The sequence below is a fragment of the Mesoterricola sediminis genome (assembly GCF_030295425.1).
Taxonomy (GTDB): Bacteria; Acidobacteriota; Holophagae; order Holophagales; family Holophagaceae; genus Mesoterricola; species Mesoterricola sediminis.
The window spans coordinates 587,662-605,953 of sequence record NZ_AP027081.1 but is presented as its reverse complement, the minus strand read 5'-3'; the positions used below and the strand labels follow the sequence as shown (position 1 = coordinate 605,953).

General features: G+C 74.4%; 10 protein-coding genes. 7 read left to right on the top strand and 3 right to left on the bottom strand.

The window, feature by feature from the left end:
- The first annotated feature begins 3 nt into the window (after positions 1 to 3).
- The 5 genes from kdpC to R2J75_RS02655 all read left to right on the top strand — a co-directional run bounded on the left by kdpC (position 4) and on the right by R2J75_RS02655 (position 6,685).
- Entirely contained in the window at positions 4 to 567 is a 564-nt protein-coding gene (gene kdpC / locus R2J75_RS02675) for a potassium-transporting ATPase subunit KdpC (RefSeq protein WP_243334286.1), read from the top strand.
- 6 nt (positions 568 to 573) lie between these two features.
- The gene (locus R2J75_RS02670; protein ID WP_316411023.1) at positions 574 to 3,276 is read left to right on the top strand and encodes a sensor histidine kinase; all 2,703 of its coding nucleotides are present in this window, start codon (positions 574 to 576) and stop codon (positions 3,274 to 3,276) included.
- Positions 3,266 to 3,958, top strand: a complete 693-nt coding sequence (locus R2J75_RS02665; protein WP_243334283.1) for a response regulator — start codon at positions 3,266 to 3,268, stop codon at positions 3,956 to 3,958. Before R2J75_RS02670 ends, R2J75_RS02665 begins: the two co-directional genes overlap by 11 nt.
- Entirely contained in the window at positions 3,955 to 4,803 is an 849-nt protein-coding gene (locus R2J75_RS02660) for a DMT family transporter (protein ID WP_243334281.1), read from the top strand. Before R2J75_RS02665 ends, R2J75_RS02660 begins: the two co-directional genes overlap by 4 nt.
- Before the next feature lie 133 nt (positions 4,804 to 4,936).
- Positions 4,937 to 6,685 (top strand): alpha-amylase family glycosyl hydrolase, encoded by a 1,749-nt coding sequence (locus R2J75_RS02655; RefSeq protein WP_316411022.1) that lies wholly within the window; start codon positions 4,937 to 4,939, stop codon positions 6,683 to 6,685.
- Between the two features lie 70 nt (positions 6,686 to 6,755).
- Here the strand turns inward: R2J75_RS02655 and R2J75_RS02650 are convergent, their stop codons facing one another.
- Together R2J75_RS02650 and R2J75_RS02645 are read right to left on the bottom strand one after the other, a co-directional pair.
- Complete coding sequence (locus tag R2J75_RS02650) at positions 6,756 to 10,775, bottom strand: DEAD/DEAH box helicase (RefSeq protein ID WP_316411021.1); 4,020 nt, start codon at positions 10,773 to 10,775, stop codon at positions 6,756 to 6,758.
- 117 nt (positions 10,776 to 10,892) lie between these two features.
- Positions 10,893 to 12,731, bottom strand: a complete 1,839-nt coding sequence (locus R2J75_RS02645) for an ATP-binding protein (protein WP_316411020.1) — start codon at positions 12,729 to 12,731, stop codon at positions 10,893 to 10,895.
- A gap of 188 nt (positions 12,732 to 12,919) precedes the next feature.
- Between R2J75_RS02645 and R2J75_RS02640 the strand changes: the two genes are divergently transcribed.
- On the top strand, positions 12,920 to 13,771 hold the full coding sequence (locus tag R2J75_RS02640) for an EamA family transporter (protein ID WP_243334276.1): 852 nt from the start codon (positions 12,920 to 12,922) through the stop codon (positions 13,769 to 13,771).
- Here the strand turns inward: R2J75_RS02640 and R2J75_RS02635 are convergent.
- On the bottom strand, positions 13,759 to 17,526 hold the full coding sequence (locus R2J75_RS02635) for a phosphoribosylformylglycinamidine synthase (protein WP_316411019.1): 3,768 nt from the start codon (positions 17,524 to 17,526) through the stop codon (positions 13,759 to 13,761). The two genes, R2J75_RS02640 and R2J75_RS02635, sit on opposite strands and share 13 nt — an antisense overlap.
- Before the next feature lie 143 nt (positions 17,527 to 17,669).
- On the opposite strand from R2J75_RS02635, the gene R2J75_RS02630 reads away from it, so the two are divergent.
- On the top strand, positions 17,670 to 18,269 hold the full coding sequence (locus tag R2J75_RS02630) for a sugar O-acetyltransferase (RefSeq protein WP_243334274.1): 600 nt from the start codon (positions 17,670 to 17,672) through the stop codon (positions 18,267 to 18,269).
- Positions 18,270 to 18,292: the final 23 nt, after the last annotated feature.

The window sequence follows — 18,292 nt, the reverse complement described above, 5'->3', positions numbered from 1 at the left end:
CCCGTGCTCCGACCCCTGCTGACCGCCTTCGCCGCCCTGACCCTCGCCACGGGCGTGCTGTACCCCCTCGCCGCCACGGGCCTGGCCCGGGCCCTCTTCCCCCGCCAGGCGGCGGGGAGCCCCATCCGGGTGGACGGGCGCGTCCGGGGCAGCCGCCTCATCGCCCAGGCCACGGAGGATCCCCGGTGGTTCTGGAGCCGCCCCAGCCCCACCTCCGGCTTCCCCGCCAATGCGCAGGCCAGCGGCGGGTCCACCCTGTCCGGCCCGGCCCTGGCCGAGGCCGTGGCGGCCCGCCTCCGGGTCCTCCAGGCCTCCGACCCCGGCGCGGGCCCCGTGCCCCAGGACCTGGTGACCGCCAGCGGCAGCGGCCTGGACCCCCACATCTCCCTGGAGGCCGCGCGCTGGCAGGCGCCGCGCGTGGCCCGGGCCCGGGGCCTGGACCCTGGGGCCGTGACCCGCCTCGCCGAGGCCCGGGCCTTCCGGCCCCTCCTGGGCCGGCCCGTGGTGAACGTCCTGGACCTGAACCTCGCCCTGGACGCCATGGGCGCCCCGACCCGGCTACCCTAGGGATCGATGGAAGCCCTGCCGGAACGCCCCGACCCCGAGGAGCTCCTCCGCCGCGTGGAGGAGCAGGAGGCGCGCGCGGGCCGGGCCCGGCTCAAGATCTTCTTCGGTGCGGCCCCCGGCGTCGGCAAGACCTTCGCCATGCTCCAGGACGCCCGCGCCCGGAAGGCCGAGGGGGTCGACGTGGTGGTCGGCGTGGTGGAGACCCACCGGCGCGCCGACACCGAGGCCCTGCTGGAGGGCCTGGAGGTCCTGCCCCGGCGCCCCGGCGCGCACCGGGGGATCATCCTGGAGGAGTTCGACCTGGACGGCGCCCTGGCGCGCCGGCCCGGGCTCGTCCTCGTGGACGAGCTGGCCCACACCAACACCCCCTGGTCCCGCCACGCCAAGCGCTGGCAGGACGTGCTGGAGCTGCTGGACGCCGGCATCGACGTGCACACCACCGTCAACGTCCAGCACCTGGAGAGCCTGCGGGAGGTGGTGGCCCAGATCACGGGCGTCATCGTCCAGGAGCGGGTGCCGGACACGGTGCTGGAGCGGGCCGACGAGATCGAGCTGGTGGACATCACGGTGGAGGAGCTGCAGGGGCGCCTCCAGGAGGGCAAGGTCTACGTGCCCGACCAGGCCCGCCACGCCGTGCAGCGCTTCTTCCGCCGGGGCAACCTCCTCGCGCTCCGGGAGCTGGCCCTGCGCCGCACGGCGGACCTCGTGGACGCGGACATGCGCCGCTACCGCGAATCCAAGGGCATCCAGGACACCTGGGCCGCGGGGCAGCGCCTCATGGTGGCCATCACCCCCCGCCCTTCCGGCGAGGCCCTGGTCCGGGAGGCGCGGCGCATCGCCGACGCCCTGGGCGCGCCCTGGATGGCGGTCTACGTGGACGCCGGCAACCCCCTCAAGCCCGAGGACCGGGAGCGGCTCGAATCCCACCTGCGGCTCGTGGAGCGCCTCGGCGGCGAGGGCATCGCCATGCCCGGCCACGGCACCCTGGCCGAGGACCTGGTGGCCCTGGCCCGGAGCCGCAACGTCACCCAGCTCCTCATCGGCCAGGCCAGCCGGCCCGCGTGGTGGGAGCGCCTCCGGGGCGGCCTCCTGCCGGAGCTCGCCCGCAGCCTGGGCTCCATCCACCTCCACGTCATCCCCGTGGCCGCCCGGGAGACGCCGGTCCGGTTCCGCCGGCCCCCCGCCCCCTGGTGGCCCGGCGGCGCGACCCTCGCCCTCTGCGCGGGCTACGTGACCGTGGCCACCCTGATCGGCCTGGCCGTCTTCGGGCGCATCGAGCTGGCGGACATCGTCATGATCTTCACGGTGCCCATCCTGGTGGCCGCCATCCGCCACGGCCGTTCGGCAGCCCTGGCGGCCTCCCTCCTGTCCGTGGTCGCCTTCGACTTCTTCTTCATCCCGCCCCGGTTCACCTTCGCCGTCCGGGACATCCGCCACATGGGCACCTTCTTCATCATGCTGGGCATGGGCTTCGTCATCGGCGACCTCACCGAACGGCTCCGCCAGCAGGCGATCCGTGCCCAGCAGCGGGAGCTGCGGACCCTCGCCCTCTACCGCCTGGGGGAGGCCCTGGTGCGGGCCGGGGACACCACCGACACCCTGGCGTCGGCCGTGCGCGCCGTGGAGGCCCAGTTCCAGACCCAGGTGACCTTCTACCTGCCCGGTCCTTCCGGCGCCCTGGCCCCCGCCGACGGCGCGCGCCCCGCCGAGGGGGACCCCGCGGCCAGCATCGCCCAGTGGGCCTTCGATCACGGCCAGGCCGCGGGCCAGGGCACCGAAGTCCTGCCGGCCTCCCGGGCCCTCTTCCTGCCCCTCAAGGGCAGCCGCGGGGTGCTCGGCGTCATGGCCCTGGCCCGCGAGGGCGGGCCCCTGTGGCAGGAACCGGACCACCGCCACCTCCTGGAGAGCTTCGCCAACCAGACGGCCCTGGCCCTGGAGCGGGCCTCGTACCTCACCGAGGCGGCCGCCACCCGGGTGCGGGCCGAGCGGGAGGAGCTGCGCAGCACCCTCCTGTCCTCCATCAGCCACGACCTCCGCACCCCCCTGGCCGGCATCACCGGCAGCGCGACCACCCTGCTGGAGGACCCCGGCGTCCTCACCGAGCCCGAGCGCCGGTCCCTCCTGGGGGCCATCCAGGACGAGGCCTGGCGCCTCCATCGCCTCGTGACGAACCTGCTGGACCTGACCCGGCTGGAATCGGGCACGGTCCAGCTGAACCGGGAATGGCTGCCCGCGGAGGAGCTGGTGGGCAGCGCCCTGGCCCGCCTGCAGCGCCAGACCGAGGGCCGGGACATCCGGGTGGACCTGGACCGCCCGGGCATCCTCCTCCACGGCGATTCGGTCCTTCTGGAGCAGGTGCTCATCAACCTCGTGGAGAACGCCCTGCGCCACTCCGCCCCCGACGGGCCCGTGGAGATCAAGGTCCACCAGACCGCCCGGGCCGCGGCCCTGGTGGTGGGCGACCGGGGGCCGGGCATCCCGGAGGCCTACCACGAGCGGATCTTCGAGAAGCTGTTCCGGGTGCCGGGGCAGGCGTCGGGGCCTGGCGCGGGCCTGGGCCTCGCCATCTGCCAGGCCATCGTGCGCGCCCACGGCGGGCACATCCAGGTGGGCAACCGCCCGCAGGGCGGCGCCCAGTTCGTCGTCCACCTGCCCTACGGCGCCGAACCCCCGGCGCCGCCCGTGGAGGAGGAGACCGATGGGGCCTGAAGGCGACCTGATCCTCGTGGTGGACGACGAGCCGCAGCTCCTGCGCTTCCTGGGGCCGGCCCTCACCTCCCACGGCTACCGGGTGCTGACGGCCGCCACGGCGGGGGAGGGCGAGCGCCTGGCCCTCAGCCACCGCCCGGACGCCGTCCTCCTGGACCTGGGCCTCCCGGACCGGGACGGCCTGGACGTGGTGGCCGCCCTCCGCGGCTGGACGGACATCCCCATCATCGTCGTCAGCGCCCGGGGCAAGGAGGACGACAAGGTCGCCGCCCTGGAGGCCGGCGCCAACGACTACCTCACCAAGCCCTTCGGCACCCGGGAGCTCATCGCGCGCATCCGGGTGGCCCTGCGGAACCGGCCCGGGACCGCGCCGGCGCCGGTCCGCTACGCCTTCGGGGAGGTGGCCCTGGACCTGGAGACCCGCACGGTGACCCGGGCGGGCGAAAAGGTCCACCTGACCCCCAACGAGTACAAACTGCTCGTCGTCCTCGCCCGCAACGCCGGCAAGGTGCTCACCCACAACCAGCTCCTCAAGGAGGTGTGGGGGCCCGGGAGCGCCCAGCAGCACCACTACCTGCGGGTCTACATGAACCAGCTCCGCCACAAGCTGGAGGCGGACCCGGCCCGGCCCCGCCACCTCCAGACCGAACTGGGGGTCGGCTACCGCCTGGTGGAGGGATGATCCGGGCCCGCCTGGCCCTCCTCGGCTCCGCGGCCGCATTCGGCCTGATGGCCGTGCTGGCGCGCCGCCTGAGCCGGCCGGACATGGGCTTCACCGCGGGCCACCTCTCGGTGCTCCGCTTCGCGGTGGGCGTCGTCCTTTGCTTGATCGCCTTTTGGATCCGGCCCGCCCTCCATACCCCCGGTGACCGCCGGCTCCTGGTCCTGCGCGGCCTGAGCGGCGGCCTCGTGGTCGTCCTCTACTTCGAGGCCCTCGCCCGCATCCCCGCCGGCGAGGCCGGCATCATCTACAACCTCTTCCCGGTCCTCGCCACCCTCTTCGCCCTCGCCTTCTTCCGGGAGCGGCCCACCGTCCACCTGGCCCTCGCCCTGGCCCTCGCCACCGTGGGCGTGGGGCTCGTGCTGGGCCAGGGCCGGCTGGCGATCAGCCTCGGGAAGGGGGAGGGCGCGGCCTTCGGCGCCGCCCTCTTCGCGGCCCTGTCGGCCAACGCCATCCGGGCCGCCCGCCCCCGCAGCAATGCCACGACGATCTTCTTCTGGTTCAGCCTGGTGGGAATCCCGGTCGTCCTGCCCTTCGCCCTGGACCCCTGGCCCCGCGCGCCCCTGGCCTGGGCCCTGGGCCTGGCCATGAGCCTCTGCGCCCTGGCGGCCCAGGTCCTCATGGCCGAGGCCTACGGCGCCCTGAGCGTCCCGGAGGCTGCCGTCTGGCTGCAGCTGACGCCGGTGGCCACCTACCTCTTCGCCCTCCCGGTGCTGGGCGAGCCCATCCGCGCCTGGGGGCTGGCCGGAATCCTCCTGGCCGTGGGCGGCGTGGCCTACGGCACGGTCCTCGGCCACCGGCGGTAGGGAACCTTCCGGCGGTCCGGAATCATCCTGGGCGGGGTGCGAGGGGCGGGCGGAGCATCCAAGAAGGGAACCTCGACAACCCGGGAGGCCTGCGATGTCCAGGCGCCCGCGAGGACGGATGAAAGGGCCCTTCATGCTCGACCATGGCACACCCACCTTGCCGAACGCCACCCTCGCCTCCCTGGGAGAGACCCTCCGGCCGCACCTCCGGGCCCTCTACCCCGAGGCCGCGGGCGAGCTGGAAGTGGCCCTGGACGCCCACGTCCGCCTCACGGGCCTCCGTCCCTGGACGGGCACCCCGCCCGACTGGCACCGGCACATGCGCCTCTACGCCGTCTACCCCGAGGGCGTCACCTACGACCCGGCCCTGCCGCCCTTCCGGAACCTCATCGCCCACCTGCCCGTCGTCCACAAGCTCCACTGCAACGCCATGCACGTGCTGCCCTTCTGGGCCTCGCCCCGGCGGGACATGGGATACGACATCAGCGACTACTACCGCATCCGGCCCGAACTGGGCACCCTGGAGGACCTGCTCGCCTTCCGGGACGCGGCCCACGCCCAGGGCATCCAGATCATGGTGGACGCGGTGCTCAACCACGTGTCGGAGGCCTGCACCTGGTTCCGGCACGCCCAGGCGGGCTGCCCCCGGTGCCGGGACTTCTTCATCCACTCGGCCCACCCGCCCCGCTTCCTGCGGAAGGTGGAGCGGGACGCCACCTGGTACGCGGAGTACGAGGTGGACGGCCGCGCCGTGGAGGTGGAGATCGCCTTCCCCGAGCTCACCGGCCTGGTGCCCCACTGGCGCCTGGGCCTGGACGGCCACTGGTACTACCACACCTACTACCCGGAGGAGCTGGACTTGAACTGGGCCAACCCGGAGGTCTTCCTGGAGATGGCGAAGGTCCTCCTCCACTGGGCCAGCCTGGGCTTCCACTTCCGCCTCGACGCCATCCCCTTCGTGGGCAAGCCCGCCTACAAGCGCATCAACCGGCCGGATCCCGCCACCCACCGCCTGGTCCAGGCCTTCCGGACCCTCGCGGAGGCGGCCCACCCCAACGCCATCCTCGTGGCCGAGAGCTTCGAGGACCTGGCGACCGTGAAGACCTACTTCGGGGAGGACGCCGCCGCCGGCGCCCACTTCGCCTACAACTTCCACCTCTGCGCCAACCTCTGGATCAGCCTCACCAAGCACGACCCCTACTACCTGTGGAACCTCCTGGAGCAGGACCGGGACATCCCCCCCGGCGCCCAGTGGCTCAACTTCCTCCGCAACCACGACGAGCTGAGCCTGGCCCACCTGCACCCGGGCCAGGTCCACGACCTGCTCCGCAACCTCCTCCGGTTCGGCAAACCCTTCCGGCAGGGGCACTCGGTCTCGGGCCGCACCCTCTCCCTCCTCGGGGCCAACAAGGCCCGCTTCTCCATGGCCTACTTCCTCCTGGCCTCCCTGCCCGGGGCCCCCATGGTCATCTACGGCGACGAGATCGCCTTCCCCAACCGCCGCCTCCTCGCCCTGCCCCGGGAGCGGCGCAAGGACACCCGCAACATCAACCGGGGGGTGCTCCGGCCCCGGGACTACCACGCGGACCACGCCGGGGACATGGTGGACTTCCTGGCCAGCGTCCTGGGCGCCCGGGAGGCCGCGTCCTCCTTCTTCGACCACTACCCCGAGCGCATCGGCGGCCCCGACCGGGAGCTCTTCCTGGCCCGCTACGGGGGCTCCGGCGGCACCCTGCTCGTGCTGGTGAACCTCTCCCCCCGCGCCCGCTACGTGCCCCTGGACCTGCGGGGCTTCCGCCCCGTGACCTCCGTGAACCGGGTCAGCCTGACCCCCGCGGGCGTCTCCCTCGGCGCCTACGCGGGGGTCTGGCTGGAAACCTGACCCGCCCGATCCCGACCCGAGCGATCCCAGGCCGGGGTGCTGCGCGAGGGGCGAAGCCTCCCGGTCCGCGCTACTCCTCCCGCAGCAGCGCGAGGAGGGCGGCGGCGTCCAGGCGGGCCGCGGCGGCGGCGCCTTCCAGGATGTCCTCCGCCAGCTGGCGCTTCTGGGCGTGGAGGGCCAGGATGCGCTGTTCCACCGTGCCCTTGAGCACGAGGCGGTAGACGGTGACCGGGCGGAGCTGGCCGATGCGGTGGGCGCGGTCACTGGCCTGGTCTTCCGCGGCGGGGTTCCACCAGGGATCCATGTGGATCACATAGTCGGCGGCCGTCAGGTTGAGGCCGGTGCCGCCGGCCTTGAGGCTGATGAGGAAGAGGTCCCCCTCGCCGGCCTGGAAGGCCTTGACCGCCTTGGTGCGGGCCCGGGCGGGGGTGGACCCGTCCAGGTGCTGGAAGGGGATGCCCCGGGCCTTGAGGGCCTCGGCCAGCAGGCCCAGGTGATCCGTGAACTGGCTGAAGACGAGGGCGCGGTGGCCGTTCTCCCGCAGCTCGTCCACCAGGTCCAGGAAGGCCTCCCGCTTGGCGCTGGGCAGGTCCAGGTCCGGCTGGACAAGGGAGGCGGCGCAGCAGGCGCGCCGCAGCCGCATGAGGGAGGCCAGCACCTGCATGGACTGGCCGGGCCCGTCCTGGAGGGCGTCCAGGCTCGCCCGGCGCAGGGCCTCCAGGAAGGCCCGTTCCTCGGGGCTGGGCTCCAGCTCCAGCACGATGTCGGTGCGGGGCGGCAGCTCACTGGCCACCTCGCCCTTGGTGCGGCGCAGGAGGAAGGGCGCCACCACCCGACGCAGGCGGGCCAGGGCCTCGGGATCCTGGTCCCGCTCGATGGGTTCCTGGAAGCGCTTGCGGAAGTGCTCGGGTCCGCCCAGGAGGCCGGGGTTCAGGAACTGCAGGAGGTTCCAAAGCTCGGCCAGCCGGTTTTCCACCGGGGTGCCGGACAGCACCAGCCGGAAGCCCGCCTCCAGCTCCATGACGGCCTGGCTGCGCTTGGTGGCGGCGTTCTTGATGTTCTGGCCCTCGTCCAGGACGACGGTGGCCCAGGCCCGGGACTGGAGGCGCTCGGCCTCCATGGCCAGGAGGCCGTACGTGCAGATCACCACGTCCCGGGGCCCCGCGTCGCGCACGGCGGCGTCCCGGTCCCCCTCCCCGAAGCGGATCAGGCGCAGTCCCGGGGTGAACCGGGCGGCCTCGGCCTCCCAGTTGGCGCAGACGCTGGTGGGGGCCACGACGAGGGCCGGGCCCTCCGCGCTCCGGGCCGACAGCAGGGCCAGGGTCTGGACCGTCTTGCCCAGGCCCATGTCGTCGGCGAGGCAGGCCCCCAGGCCGGCCTTCGCCAGGCGCTGCATCCACCGGTAGCCGTCCAGCTGGTAGGCCCGCAGGGGGGTCTCCCAGCCCGCGGGCAGGTCCGGCTCCCAGGCCAGGGCCGCCTGCAGGTCGCCCAGGCGCGCCCGCCAGGCCGCATCGGCCTGGAAGCTCCCGGTCTCCCCCTCCAGGCCCTCCAGGGCCAGGGCGCCCAGGGCCGGGAGCCGCACGGCGGAGCCCCGCACCTCGCCCAGGGCGCGCAGGTCATCCAGGCGGCGGCGGAAGGATTCGGCGAGGGCGTAGACCTTGCCGTCGGCGAGGCGCACGAACCGGGTTCCGGCGGATTCGCTGGCCGCCAGCAGTTCCTGGAGGTTGGCGACCTGGCCTTCGTCCAGCTTCACCTCCCCCTCCGCCTCGAACCAGCCGCCCCCGGCCCGCACCCGCAGGCTCACGGATTCCAGGCCCAGGGTCCGGGGAGGCGCCAGCCGGCCGCCCTCGGGCCACCGCACCTGGGCCAGCCCCGGGGCCCCTTCCAGGTCCAGGAGCAGGGCCATGCAGGCCTCGGGGTCGTCCAGCATCCATTCGGCCCGGCCCTCGTCCGCGGGCAGGGAGGGGAGGGCCGCCAGCAGCGCGTCGGCCGCCGCGCGTTCCGCCTCCAGGTCCCGGGTCACCAGCCTGGTGGCGCCGCCCTCGTCCACGAGCAGGTTGGCGCCGCCCTGGCCCGGGGCGTGGAAGCCGCCGCCGGGGAGGGGCTCCACCCGCAGCTGGGCCTTCAGGCCCTGGTGGAAGGGCATGAGGAGCAGCTGCATCGCGGGGTTCCCGGCCACCTTCTCCATGCCCGCCCTGCGGGCCGCGTCCTCGCGGACCTTCACATCGGATTGCACCGTGACCATGGGGGCCACCGCCCGCAGGGCCTTGAGCACTTGGTCCTGGGCCGCCAGGGGGACGCCGAGCCCCCGGCCGAGGATGGATTCCAGCCGCCGGTGGGCCCCGGTGATGGCGATGACCCGCACCCGGAAGAGGCCGTCGGGCACCACCATGACGTCCTGGTCGGACAGGGGGGGTTCGAGGCGGAGCTCCAGGACGTCGTCCCGGCGCTCCACGCGCAGCTCGGGCTGGCCGGCCACCACTTCCACGCGGGCCGCCTGGTCCACGTCCCCTTCGCTCCAGAAGACCACCGGGTGGCCCACGAGGGCCTGGAGGGCGGCCTCCACGTTGAGTTCACACCCCTTCCAGCCCTCCCGGATGCAGGCGATGACGGCGTGGTCCTGGGGCAGCAGGAAGTCGAAGGTCCGGGCTTCGTCCTTGAGGCGCTTGAGGCCGATGGCCTTGCCCCGGGTCCACTGCCCGCGGGCGTCCTGGCGCTGCTCCCGGGCCTCCAGGGCGTAGGGGCCCCGCGCCTCGTCGCTGCGCCACACCCACCAGGCCAGGCGCCCCGGCCGCCCCTTCGAGGCCGGCCGGCCCAGGCCCTTCAGATCCTCCAGGGCCTTCTCCCACCCTTCGGGGTGGCCCACCAGGTCCAGGAAGGGGAGGCGCCGGGTGGGCAAGGCCCCGCCCGCGCGCCGGATCAGTTCCTCCAGCTCCACCCGGAAGAGCCCGAAGGGCCCCTCGGCCAGGGCCTCCCGCAGCCCTTCCGCATCGGCGGGGTCCAGGCGGGCCCCGCAGAGGGCCTCGCAGAGAAGGTCCACGAAGCGGGCAAGGCCCCGCGGACGTTCCCGGCCCGGCAGGGCCGGCTTGGGGGGCAGGCCGGCCCGGTGCAGGAGCAGGCGCTGGAAGGGGGCCAGCAGCTCCCGGAGGGGGTCCCCCTCCTGGCGGCGCCCCAGGACTTCCAGCCGTTCGGTCGCAAGCCGCAGGCCCTCGTCATCCCCCCGGCCGATGAAGGCGAGGAAGCAGAACAGATCCATGATGCCGGGCAGGTGCACCGCCTTGCGGCGGGGTCCCCGGGCCAGGTGCTCCAGCACCCCCTCGAAGCCGGCGGAGGCCGCGGCCGCGTCGCCCCGGGCCAGGGCCAGGGCCGCGCCGAGGAGGGCGAGGGGGGTGAGGGCCCGCTGCTCGGGCCGGAGCTTGTCGAGGCGGACCCGGGCCTCGTCCAGGCGGCCCTCCAGGAGCAGCCATTCGGTCACGGGCCCCAGGGGACCGGCCCCGCGTTGGGCCCGTTCGGCCAGCCAGGAGAGGAAGGCCGGGTCCTCGGCCCCGAAGCGCAGGGCGTCGTGCAGGAGGGCCCAGGCCCCGTAGCTCTGGGCCTCCGGGGACAGGCCGCCGAACCAGGCGGGATCGAAGGGGCGGCCGCACAGGAGCGCCAGGGGATCCCGGAAGCCCAGGGCCGCCCGGTGAGCCTGGGCGACCCGCTCGGAGGCGGGCAGCCATTCGACGGGCTTGCCCTCCAGGAAGGTGAGCCGCAGCGCCGCCAGGTCCCGCCCCACGGCGTCCAGGAGCACCCGGCCGGATTCGAAGGTCCCCTGCCCCGCCGCGGCCAGCGCCCGGAGGACGGCCTTCCGGTGGGCCCGGCGGCAGACGGGCTCCAGGGCCCGCGGGGCCAGGGTCCAGTAGCCCCGGCTGGGCTCCTCCACCCAGCCGGCCTCCTTCAGCCGCGCCAGCACGGGGGTCATGCCCGCCGGATTCCCGATCCACGCCGCGGCCTGGGGCGCCACCCTGGATTTCACCAGGGTCTGGGCCAGGTGGCCCCGGGCTGTGGGCTGTCCTATGGCCCCCAGGGCCAGGAGGATGGCCTCAGGCACAGGCTGGAGCGAATCGAGGTCGAGGTCGGAAACCCAAAGAACAGGCATCTGATCAGACTATCGCGGACCGGGCTCCGGGTCGCCTCCGAATTTCCGGCGGAGGTCCGCCGGCCGGGGTCAGCGCCCCCCTGCCGCCAGGTCGATGCTGGCCCGGAGTTCCTCGGTGGAAAAGGGCTTCTTCAGGAAGGAACCGGCCCCCATGGACGCCGCCAGCCCCATCGCCTCGGGATCCGCGTAGCCGGTGGTCAGCACCACGGGGAGGCCGGGGTGGTCCGCCCGGATCCGGGCCAGGGTGGCCGGGCCGTCCAGGCCGGGCATGCGCATGTCCAGGATCACGACGTCCGGCAGGGGGGGCCGCGCGAGGCGCGCGAGGGCCTCCTCCCCGCCCGCGGCCGTCTCCGCCGTGTGGCCCAGGCGCTGCAGGAGGACCGGCACGCTGGCCCGCACCAGCTCGTCGTCGTCCACGAGCAGGATGCGCCGGCCCGCGGCCGGAGCCGGGGCGGCCGGGGCCGCCGCCGCGTCGTCGCCCCCCCCGGGCGGCGGGAACAGGAGGGTCACCGTGGTGCCCTTGCCCGGGGCGCTCCGGAGCTCGAGGGTCCCCCCATGGCTCCGCAGGGTGCCGAAGGCGATGGCGAGCCCGAGCCCCGTGCCCTTCCCCATGGGCTTGGTGGTGAAGAACGGCTCCCGGGCGCGCCGGAGCACCTCCGGGGCCATGCCGGTGCCCGTGTCCTCCACCTCCAGGCGCGCGCCGTCCTCGCCGCTCCGGGTGCGCAGGGTGAGGGTCCCGCCGCCCGGCATGGCGTCCAGGGCGTTGACGCACAGGTTCATGATCACGTGGGTGAGGGCGCCGGCGTCCCCGCGCACCGGGGCCCCGCCGGGGGCCAGGTCCAGGGCCACGGTGATGCGGGCCAGGGTGGTGTGCTCCAGGAGGCCGCGCACCTCGTGGACCAGCGCGTTGAGGTCCAGGAGCCCCACCTCCGGGGCCTGCTTGCGGGCGAAGGCCAGGAGGCCCTGGACCACGGTGCGGCCCCGGAGGCAGGCCTGGGTGATCGTCGCCAGGGCCTTGCCCAGGGGCCCGTCGGGGGGGTGCAGCGTCTCGAAGGCGCTGGAAAGGCTCAGGATGGCACCCAGGACGTTGTTGATGTCGTGGGCGATGCCCCCCGCCAGGATGCCCAGGCTGTCCAGGCGCTGCACCTCCTCCAGGCGCACCATCATCTGCCGGACCTGGCGCTCCCGGGCCGCCTCCCGCCGGGCCAGGAGGAAGAGCCCCGTCAGGCCCACCAGCCACACCCCGACGGCCCCGGCGAGGGTCGCGAGGTGGATGGGCTGCCGCAGGAAGGTCCAGAGCGGCTCGATGGGCACGCTCACGCAGATGCCGCCCCGCACCTCCCCGACCCGGTAGCCCTGGCCCCCGTGGCACTTCAGGCAGCTGGGCTGGGTCACCATGGCCCCCAGGAGCCGCACGTGGGGCTTCCCGTCCAGGGGGGCGACGCCGACCACCTCCCGCCGGCCCCGGTCCAGCTCGGCCAGGGCCCAGGCCTCCCAGGGGTCGGGGGCGTTGGCGCTCCGCAGGGGCCGAAGGCTCGTGATGTGGCCCTTGAGGCCGAAGGCGCTCCGGCCCAGCTCGTGCACCAGGCGGGTCATGTAGGCGGGGTTGACGAGGGTGAGACGGCGCCCCCCGGCGACGAGGTCCCGGTCCGGCACCTCCGCCAGCAGCGGGTTGGGCTCCACCCGGTCGGCGGGGACGTAGATCCCCCCGAGATCCGAGACCCACTGCCGGTAGAGCAGGTCCTTCTGGAAGGAGTGCCGGGCCTCGCTCACCGCCGTCGCCACCTGCTCCCGCCGCCAGAACAGGATCAGCAGGGCCACGTTGACGGCCAGGAGAAACGTCCAGACGAGCCCCAGCCGCAGGGCTGCGCGGGCGAAGGGGCGTTCCTGGGGTGGGGAGCCGGCCATGGTCCTGGGTGCTGGAGGTTGGCCCCAGTATAGGCAGGTCCGGAATAAAAAGCCCTTCTCCGCGGCCTCCCCGGGTCCCAGCGTGCGCCCGCCCTTTCTCTCGGTTTTGCGGCGCGCCGGGGTCCTCCAGGGGAAGGCGGACGCGGAGGCGCCGCGGAAAAGGGAGGACCCGGGCGGTAGAGTGAAGCATGGCCTACCTGCTCGCCGCCTCCCTCCTTTGGGCCCTCTCCTTCGGCCTGATGCCCCGGGTCGCCCCGCTGGGGCCCGCCTTCGTGGCGGCGGTGCGCAGCCTCCTGGCCCTGGCGGTCTTCCTGCCCCTGGCCCGGCCCCGGGGCCTCGGCCTGCGCGCGGGGGCGGCCCTGGCGGGGCTCGGCGCCGTCCAGTTCGGGCTGATGTACGTGTTCTACACGGCCGGTTTCCGCTACCTCCAGGGCAGCGAGGCGGCCCTGTTCACGGTGTTCACGCCCCTGCTCGTGGCCCTGGCCGGGGACGCCCTGGACCGGACCTGGTCCTGGCGGGTCCTGGGGGTGGCGGCCCTGGCGGCGGCGGGCACGGCGGTGTGCCTGGGCGCCAAGGTGCGGGACCACGGCATCCTCGTGGGCTTCCTCCTCATCCAGGCCTCCAACGCCTGCTTCGCCCTGGGCCAGGTGGGGTACCGGCGCCTCGCCCGGGATCTCGGCCGGCCGGATCGGGAGCTCATGGGCCTCCTCTACGCGGGCGCCGCCCTCGTGACCCTGGCCCTGGCCCTCCCCGGCCTCGGCGCCGTCCCGCGGCCCACCCCGGCGCAGGTGGCCATCCTGGCCTACCTGGGCCTGGCCGCCTCGGGGCTGGGCTTCTTCCTCTTCAACGCCGGGGCGCGCCGTACGAACGTGGGCACCCTGGCGGTGTTCAACAACGCCAAGATCCCCCTGGCGATCCTGGCCGCGGCCCTGGTCTTCGGGGAGCGGGTCGCCTGGCTACGCCTGGCCGCCGGCGGTTCCCTCATCGCCGGGGCCCTGCTCCTGGCCGGGCGGACCCGGCCGGGGGCTCAGCGGAAGTAGGCGACCCCGGCCCGGAAGATGCCCATGTCCTTCTCGCCGGGCACGTTCCGCCACAGCTCCGGGGCGTAGCGCTCCGGGTGGGCCATCTTGCCCAGGACGCGGCCGTCGGGGCTCGTGAGGGCCTCGATGGCCAGGGCGCTGCCGTTGGGGTTCCACTCCGAGTCCAGGGAGGGCCGCCCGGCCTCGTCCACGTACTGGGTGGCCACCTGGCCCGCGTCGAGGAGGGCCTGGAGGGTCGCGGCGGGCCCGGCGATGCGGCCCTCGCCGTGGGCGATGGCCACGGTGTGGATGTCGCCCGCCTGGACCCCGCGCAGCCAGGGGCTGTCGGCGCAGACGATGCGGGTCCGGGCGAAGCGGCTCGCGTAGCGGAGGTTGTTGAAGGTGAGGGTGGGGCTGCCGGGGGCCTGCTCCCGGATCTCCCCGTAGGGCACCAGGCCGAGCTTGATCAGGGCCTGGAAGCCGTTGCAGATGCCCAGGACGAGGCCGTCCCGCGCCTGCAGGAGGCGGTGCACGGCGTCCCGGACCCGGGGGTTGCGGTAGGCGGCGGCGATGAACTTGCCGCTGCCGTCCGGCTCGTCCCCGGCGGAGAAGCCGCCCGGGATCATGAGGATCTGGGCGCCGTCGATGGCCCTGGCCATGGCCTCCAGGGATTCGTCCACGGCCGCGGGATCCAGGTTGCGGAAGACGACGGTCTCCACCTCGGCCCCGGCCTTCGCGAAGACCCGCGCCGTGTCGTACTCGCAGTTGCTGCCGGGGAAGGCCGTGATGGCCACCCGGGGCCGGGCCAGGCCCAGGGCGGGCGCCTGCGCGGCGCGCGGGTTGGCGCGGGGGGCGAAGGGGGCCAGGGGCTCCGGGGTCTCCTTGACGCGCGTGGGGAAGATGGGCTCCAGGGGGGCCTCCCAGGCCTCCAGGGCCCGGGCAAGGCTGAGGCGGAGGCCGCGGCCCCGGATCTCCGGCGCCTCCAGGGTGGTGCCCAGGCGCACCCAGGCCAGGCCTTCCAGGTCCGCCTCGGGGTCGCCGGCCATCTCCAGGACGAAGGCGCCGGGGTGGGGCGCGAACCAGTGGGCGGCTTCCCGGTCCTCCAGCTCCACGCCCACGGCGTTGCCGAAGGCCATGACGGAGAGGGCCGGCGCGACGCCGTCCATGCCCACGGTCCGGACCGCCAGGGCCCGGCCCTCCCGGACGAGGGCCGCGACGCGGGCGTAGGTCTTGTCCAGGGCGTCCCAGTCCGGCAGGCATTCCGCGCTGCGGGGCAGGTCCACCAGGACGACGGCGTGCCCCGGCCCTTTCAGCTCGGCGGAGGCCACCTGGTCGGCGCGGACGACGCCGACGGCGAAGGCCACGAGGGTGGGCGGCACGTCCAGGTCCTTGAAGGTGCCCGACATGGAATCCTTGCCGCCGATGGCCGGGGCCCCCAGGGCCATCTCGGCCTCCAGGGCGCCCAGGAGGGCGGCGCAGGGCGGGCCCCAGCGCCGGGGATCGTCCCCTGGCCGGCCGAAGTACTCCTGCAGGGTGAAGCGGGCCCGGCGGTGGTCCGCGCCGGTCGCCGCCAGGCGCGCCGCGGCCTGCACGTGGGCCCACACGGCCCCGTGGAAGGGGCTCCACCGGCTCACGCCGGGCAGGAACCCGTGGCTCATGGCGCTGGCGGAGCGGGTCTCGCCGTCCTCCACGGGGAAGGTGGCCACCATGGCCTCGGAAGGGGTGCGGCGGGTGCGCCCGCCGAAGGGCGCCAGCACGGAGGCGGCGCCGATGGTGCTGTCGAACTTCTCCACCAGGCCGCGCTGGCTGCAGGCGTTCAGGTCCGAGAGGGCCTCCAGCCACCGGGCCTCCAGGTCCGCCACGGGCCGGGCCGCGAAGGGCGCGGCGGCCGGATCGGGGGCGGGGATGTCGACCCGGGCGAACTGGGCGGCGCCGTTGGTGTCGAGGAAGCGCCGGTCCAGGTCGGCGATGGTGCGGCCGCGCCAGGTCAGGACCAGGCGCGGCTCGGGGGTGACCACGGCCACCGGGGTGGCCTCCAGGTTCTCCCGGGAGGCGAGGCGCACCGCCTCGGCGGCGTCCTCCGCGGCGACGACCACGGCCATGCGCTCCTGGCTCTCGGCGATGGCCAGCTCCGTCCCGTTCAGGCCCTCGTACTTGCGGGGGACGGCGTCCAGGTCCACCCGGATGCCGTCGGCGAGCTCCCCGATGGCCACGGCCACGCCGCCGGCCCCGAAGTCGTTGCACTTCTTGACGAGGCGGCAGAAGGCCGGGTCCCGGAAGAGCCGCTGCAGCTTGCGCTCCATGGGGGGATCGCCCTTCTGGACCTCGGCGCCGCAGGTCTCGATGGAGTCCTCGGTGTGGGCCTTGGAGCTGCCGGTGGCGCCGCCGATGCCGTCGCGCCCGGTGCGCCCGCCCACGAGGATGATCACGTCGCCCGGCGCCGGCTCCTCCCGGCGCACCAGGGCGCGGGGGGCGGCGGCGACCACGGCGCCGATCTCCATGCGCTTGGCCACGTAGCCGGGGTCGTAGTATTCGGTCACCTGGCCCGTGCACAGGCCGATCTGGTTGCCGTACGAGGCGAAGCCGTTGGCGGCCTCCTGGGTGATCCGCCGCTGGGGCAGCTTGCCCGGCAGCGTCTGGTCCAGGGGCGTGCGCGGGTCGCCGGACCCGGTCACCCGCATGGACTGGTACACGTACGAGCGCCCCGAGAGGGGATCCCGGATGGCGCCGCCCAGGCAGGTGGCGGCTCCGCCGAAGGGCTCGATTTCGGTGGGATGGTTGTGGGTCTCGTTCTTGAACATGAGGAGCCAGGGCTCCGTGCCCCCCGGCGCCCCGGGGCGCTCGATGTCCACATGGAGGGAGCAGGCGTTGATCTCGCTGGAGACCTCCTGGTCGTCCAGCTTGCCGGCCTGGCGCAGGGCCCGGGCGGGCAGGAGGGCCATGTCCATGAGGCATTCGGGCCTGTCCCCGGCCTTCTCCCCGAAGACCCGCGCCCGGAGGGCCCGGTAGTCGCCCAGGGCCCGCGCGATGGGCCGCGCCAGGGGGCCCTCCTCCACCGCCACCTCGGTGATGCGGGTGAGGAAGGTGGTGTGGCGGCAATGGTCGGACCAGTAGGTGTCCAGGATGCGCAGCTCGGTCTCGGTGGGTTCCCGCCCCTCCACGTCCCGGAAGTGGGCCTGGGTGTGGGCGAGGTCGGCGGGGGTCATGGCCAGCCCCATGCTGCCGTGGAGGGCCAGGAGGAAGTCGGGGTCGCCGTGGATGAAGCCCAGCACCGTGTCCACCTCGGCCGGGGGCGGCAGGGCGGGACGGAGCGTGGTGGGCAGGGCGGCGGAGGCCTCCCGGCTGTCCACGGGGTTCACCAGGTAGGTCCGGACCCGGTCCAGGTCCCCGGGGGCCAGGGCGCCCCGGAGCACGTAGACCCGGGCCGTGGCCACGGCGGGGCGGGCCCCGTGGGTGAGGAGCTGCAGGCACTGGGCGGCGCTGTCGGCCCGCTGGTCGTACTGGCCCGGCAGGTACTCCACCGCCAGGGCCGTCTCCCCGGGCCCCAGGGGCAGGCCGCCCTCGTGGACCGCGTCCACGGGGGGTTCGGCGAACACCGTCCAGCGCGCCGCGTCCAGGTCCGCGTCCGAGAGGCCCTCCACGTCGTAGCGCACGGCGACCCGGAGGGCCTCAAGGCCGGTCAGGCCCAGGTGCTCCCGGAGCACGCGGAGGAGGTGTCCCGCCTCCACATCGAACCCGGGCTTCTTCTCCACGAACAGGCGTCGGATGGCGGCCATGCGGTCTTCCCTGAAAAAGAACGGCCGCCCTGGCGCGGCCCTGTGCTTCAAGGATACCAAGGGGAGGAAGGCCTGCCTTGGGCTTGATTTTTTCCCCATCCCGGAAATTTTCCGGCCACAGTGGGGCCTGGCCGGGAGGCGCCATGACGGAACAGGAACGGATGCTGCGCGGCGAGCCCTACGATCCCCTGGACCCCGCCCTCGTCCAGGCCCGGGCCCGGGCCCGGCGCCTGACCCGGGCCTATGCCAGCCTGGCTTACGAACAACCGGACGAGGCCGCGGCCTGCCTCCGGGAGCTGATCCCCCACGCGGGGGCCCGGCTCTTCGTGGAACCGCCCTTCTTCTGCGACTACGGCGCCCACCTCCGCCTGGGCGACGACGTGTACTTCAACTTCAACTGCGTGGTCCTGGACGTGTGCCCCGTGACCCTCGGCTCCCGGGTCCTGATCGGCCCCGCCGTGCAGATCTACACCGCCACCCACCCCCTGGACCCGGAGGCCCGGGCATCTGGCCGGGAATTCGGACGGCCCGTGACGATCGGCGACGACGTGTGGGTGGGCGGCGGCACCGTGATCTGCCCCGGCGTGACCATCGGCGCCCGCACCGTCATCGGGGCCGGCAGCGTCGTCACCCGGGACCTGCCCGCCGGGGTCCTGGCCGCCGGCAACCCCTGCCGGGTCATCCGGACCCTGGCCCCCGGAAGCGGACCCCTCGCCGGCGCCGAGGCCCCGGAACCCCGCTGACGCGGTAGGCCCTTCGCAGCCAT

Coding starts and splice junctions, on each gene's coding strand:
- R2J75_RS02670 (WP_316411023.1), top strand. CDS start 574: ATGGAAGCCCTGCCGGAACGCCCCGACCCCGAGGAGCTCCTCCGCCGC.
- R2J75_RS02665 (WP_243334283.1), top strand. CDS start 3,266: ATGGGGCCTGAAGGCGACCTGATCCTCGTGGTGGACGACGAGCCGCAG.
- R2J75_RS02660 (WP_243334281.1), top strand. CDS start 3,955: ATGATCCGGGCCCGCCTGGCCCTCCTCGGCTCCGCGGCCGCATTCGGC.
- R2J75_RS02655 (WP_316411022.1), top strand. CDS start 4,937: ATGCTCGACCATGGCACACCCACCTTGCCGAACGCCACCCTCGCCTCC.
- R2J75_RS02645 (WP_316411020.1), bottom strand. CDS start 12,731: ATGGCCGGCTCCCCACCCCAGGAACGCCCCTTCGCCCGCGCAGCCCTG.
- R2J75_RS02640 (WP_243334276.1), top strand. CDS start 12,920: ATGGCCTACCTGCTCGCCGCCTCCCTCCTTTGGGCCCTCTCCTTCGGC.
- R2J75_RS02635 (WP_316411019.1), bottom strand. CDS start 17,526: ATGGCCGCCATCCGACGCCTGTTCGTGGAGAAGAAGCCCGGGTTCGAT.
- R2J75_RS02630 (WP_243334274.1), top strand. CDS start 17,670: ATGACGGAACAGGAACGGATGCTGCGCGGCGAGCCCTACGATCCCCTG.